This window comes from Streptomyces durbertensis (genome assembly GCF_014156695.1).
GTDB lineage: Bacteria > Actinomycetota > Actinomycetes > Streptomycetales > Streptomycetaceae > Streptomyces > Streptomyces durbertensis.
On sequence record NZ_WMLF01000540.1, the window covers coordinates 1 to 3,248 of the forward strand.

General features: G+C 73.6%; 1 protein-coding gene. It reads left to right on the forward strand.

Annotated elements, in window-relative coordinates:
- Nucleotides 1–3,248: non-ribosomal peptide synthetase (locus GL263_RS23985; RefSeq protein WP_182857834.1), on the forward strand; the 3,248-nt coding region annotated here is incomplete at both ends.

A 3,248-nucleotide genomic window follows, 5' to 3' on the forward strand; every position in this document is an offset into this window, starting at 1 on the left:
CCCCCACCGAGCCGACCGCCCCCACCGAGCCGACCGCCGCACCGAGAGCCGAGTCACTGCCCGGGTCGGTGGTGAACGAGCCGGGAGAGTCGCGCCGAACCACACGGGACTGGCTCGCCGAGCGGGTCGGCAGAGCGATCGGCGTGCCCGCCGCGATGATCGCCGAGGACCGGTTGCTGTCGGAGTACGGAGTGGACTCCATCGCCGTCATGCGCCTCAACCGGATACTGGAGGAGGACCTCGGCCGGGTGCGGCTGGGGGTGCTCCTGGACAGCGCCACGCTCGGCGAGCTGACCGACCGGCTGCTCGACGAGTGCGGGGAAAGGCTCATCGCCACGGCCACGGACGGTCGGGCTCCGGCCACCGGCGAACCCGACCCGGCACGGCAGGCCGTCGCGCCGAGGCCGGTGGGCGGCACCGGGGCCGAGGAACAGCGGCACCTGCCGCTCCCGGACCGCCTGGTCGGCATGTGGACCGCAGACCAGTCTGCGGCCCCCTCCGCGCCCTACAACATCTCCATGTCCTGGCGCCTCGCCGCTGATGTCGACCGATCGGCGCTCCGCGTGGCGGTGGCGGAACTGGTACGGCGGCACCCCGTGTTGACCTGCCGGGTGCGGCCCCACCGTGGCGAACCGTGCTTTGTGCCGGCCGACACCGCGCCCGGACTGGTCGAGCGGCCCGTGCCGGCCGGACGGAAACTCGGCACCGCCCTCCAGGAGGAGGCCGACCGGCGTTTCGCGCTCGCCACCGAGCCGCTGCTGCGAGCCGTCCTGTGGACCGGCTCCGGCGATCCGGTCCTCCAGGTGACCACGCACCACCTGGCGGTCGACGGGCGCTCCGCCGAACTGATCGAGCGTGAACTGGCCGTCCTCTACGACGCCCACGTCGGTCGGGGGCCGGCGCCCGAACCGGCGGCAACCCTCGGCGAGGCGCTTCGCCGGGAGCGGGCGGACTCGGCCCGCAACCGGCCGGCCGACGAGTTGTTCTGGGCCGCTCGACTGCGCGACCTCACCGTCGAGCCGTTGTTCGGCGGCGGCCGCGCGGGCAGTGCCTCCGCGCACCGGGAGTACCGACTGCCGACCGAACTCTCCCGGTCGCTGGCCGAGACGGCCAGGGCCGGAGGGGTCACCCCGTTCACCGTGCAACTCGCCGCCTTCGCACTGGCGCTCGGTCGTACCTCCGGACGCCGTTCCTTCCTGATCGCGGTCCCCACCTACGGCCGCGCGTCCGGCGCGGAGGACAACACCGTCGGCTGCTTCGTGAACTCCGTACCGCTGCGGATCGTTCTGGACCCGACGCAGCCGGTGGGGGAGTGGCTGCGCACGCTGCACGACGAGGTACGTGGGGCGCTCGCCCACGCCACGATGCCCTATCCGCACGTCGCCGAACTGTGCCGTGCGTCCGGGGGCGAGGCCGCCATACCGACCGTGACGTTCGCGTACCAGAACTGGACGCGTGAGGACACGCCGGCAACCGCTCCGGGGGACCGGGTCCATCGCCGCGGCCAACGCGGTCACTTCGACCTCGGACTTGAGGTGACGGACGGGCCCGACGGCATCGAGGTGCTCGTCAACCACCGGACCGAGGCGTTGGACGGTGCCGCCGTCGACACGCTGCTGGACGACCTCCGGCGTTCCGCCGTGGAACTGGTCCGAGGGCTCGGCGACGCCACGCTCGGACAGTTGCTGGACCTCGGCGCGGGCACCCTGGTCAGCAGGTTCGAGGACACCGTGCGCCGGGCAGGCGAACGCCCGGCGGTGACGGATGCCCGGGAGAGCCTCAGCTACCGGCAACTGGACGCGCTCTCCTCCTCGGTCGCCCGGCACGTCGCGCGGCTCACCGAGCCCGGCGAGCCGGTCGCGGTACTGATGAACCGTTCGGCGCGGCTCCCCGCGGTGCTGCTCGGTGTGCTCCGGAGCGGGCGCCCCTACGTGCCGCTGGACGACTCCTACCCGGCCGAGCGGCTCCGCATGGTGGTGGAGGGCGCGGGCTGTCGGCTCGCGGTGGCCGACGAGGACCTCGACCAGCTCCTTCCCCCGGGCATAAGGGTGTTGTCCCCGACCGAGGCCCTTCGCGGTCCGGGCCCGGACGCCCGGCCGGCCCGGCCGGTACCGGGCGACCTCGCCTATCTGATGTTCACCTCGGGAAGCACCGGGCGTCCGAAGGGCGTCGGCGTGACACACGGCAACGTGGTCCACACGCTGGAGGCCATCGCCTCGACCATCGGTTGCGCGGAGCGCACCAGGCTGCTCGCCGTCACCACCGTGTGTTTCGACATCTCCGTCCTGGAACTGTTCCTGCCGCTGCTCGTGGGCGGCACGGTGGTGGTGGCCGAACGCGCCGACGTGCTCGACGCACGCCGCCTCGCCCGGCTGATCGAGGAGCGGGCGGTCACCACCCTCCAGGCAACACCCGCCGGTTGGCAGCTGCTGTTGGACGGCGGTTGGCGGGGCGCCCCCGAACTGACCGCCCTCTGCGGCGGCGAGGCACTTCCCAGGAACCTCGCAAGGGAGCTGGGCTCGCGCACCGCTGCGCTGTGGAACGTCTACGGGCCGACGGAGGCGACCATCTGGTCGACGATCGCCCACGTGGCGGGAGACGACGTCCACCTCGGCGGTCCGATCGGCGCGACCGACCTGGTGGTCACCGAGGTCGACGGTGCCGGCGCCCCGGCACCGGGAGAGCCGGGAGAGCTGTGGATCGGCGGGCCCGGGGTGGCCCAGGGCTACTGGAAGCAACCGGGGTTGACGGCGGAGCGCTTCACCGGGCATCCCTCGCGGCCAGAGGGCGGCGGGCGGTACTTCCGCACCGGTGACCTCGTGCGACGTGACGAGCGAGGCCGTCTGGTCTTCCTCGGACGGGCCGACAGCCAGGTCAAGGTCCGCGGCCATCGCATGGAGCTCGGCGAGATCGAGGCCGTGCTCGGTGGTCACCCGGGGCTGTCCCAGGTGGTGGTGACGGTGCGCGGCACGGGCGCCGCCGCCAGGCTGGTGGCGGTCGCGGTGCCGGCGAGCGGCATGCCTCTCGCGCCCGAACTGGCCGAGCTCCGGGAGTTCGCGGCGCGGACGCTGCCTTCCTGGATGCTGCCGGACCGGCTGGTCACCGCCGACGAACTGGCGCTGACACCCAACGGCAAGGTGGACCGCAAGGCCGCCGCGGAACTGGCGGACGGAGCGGGGCCGGCCCCTGCGGAGCCCTCGGCCCGGCCCGGCCTCCCGGCCGCCCCCGCCCAGCCGGAACCCGCAACC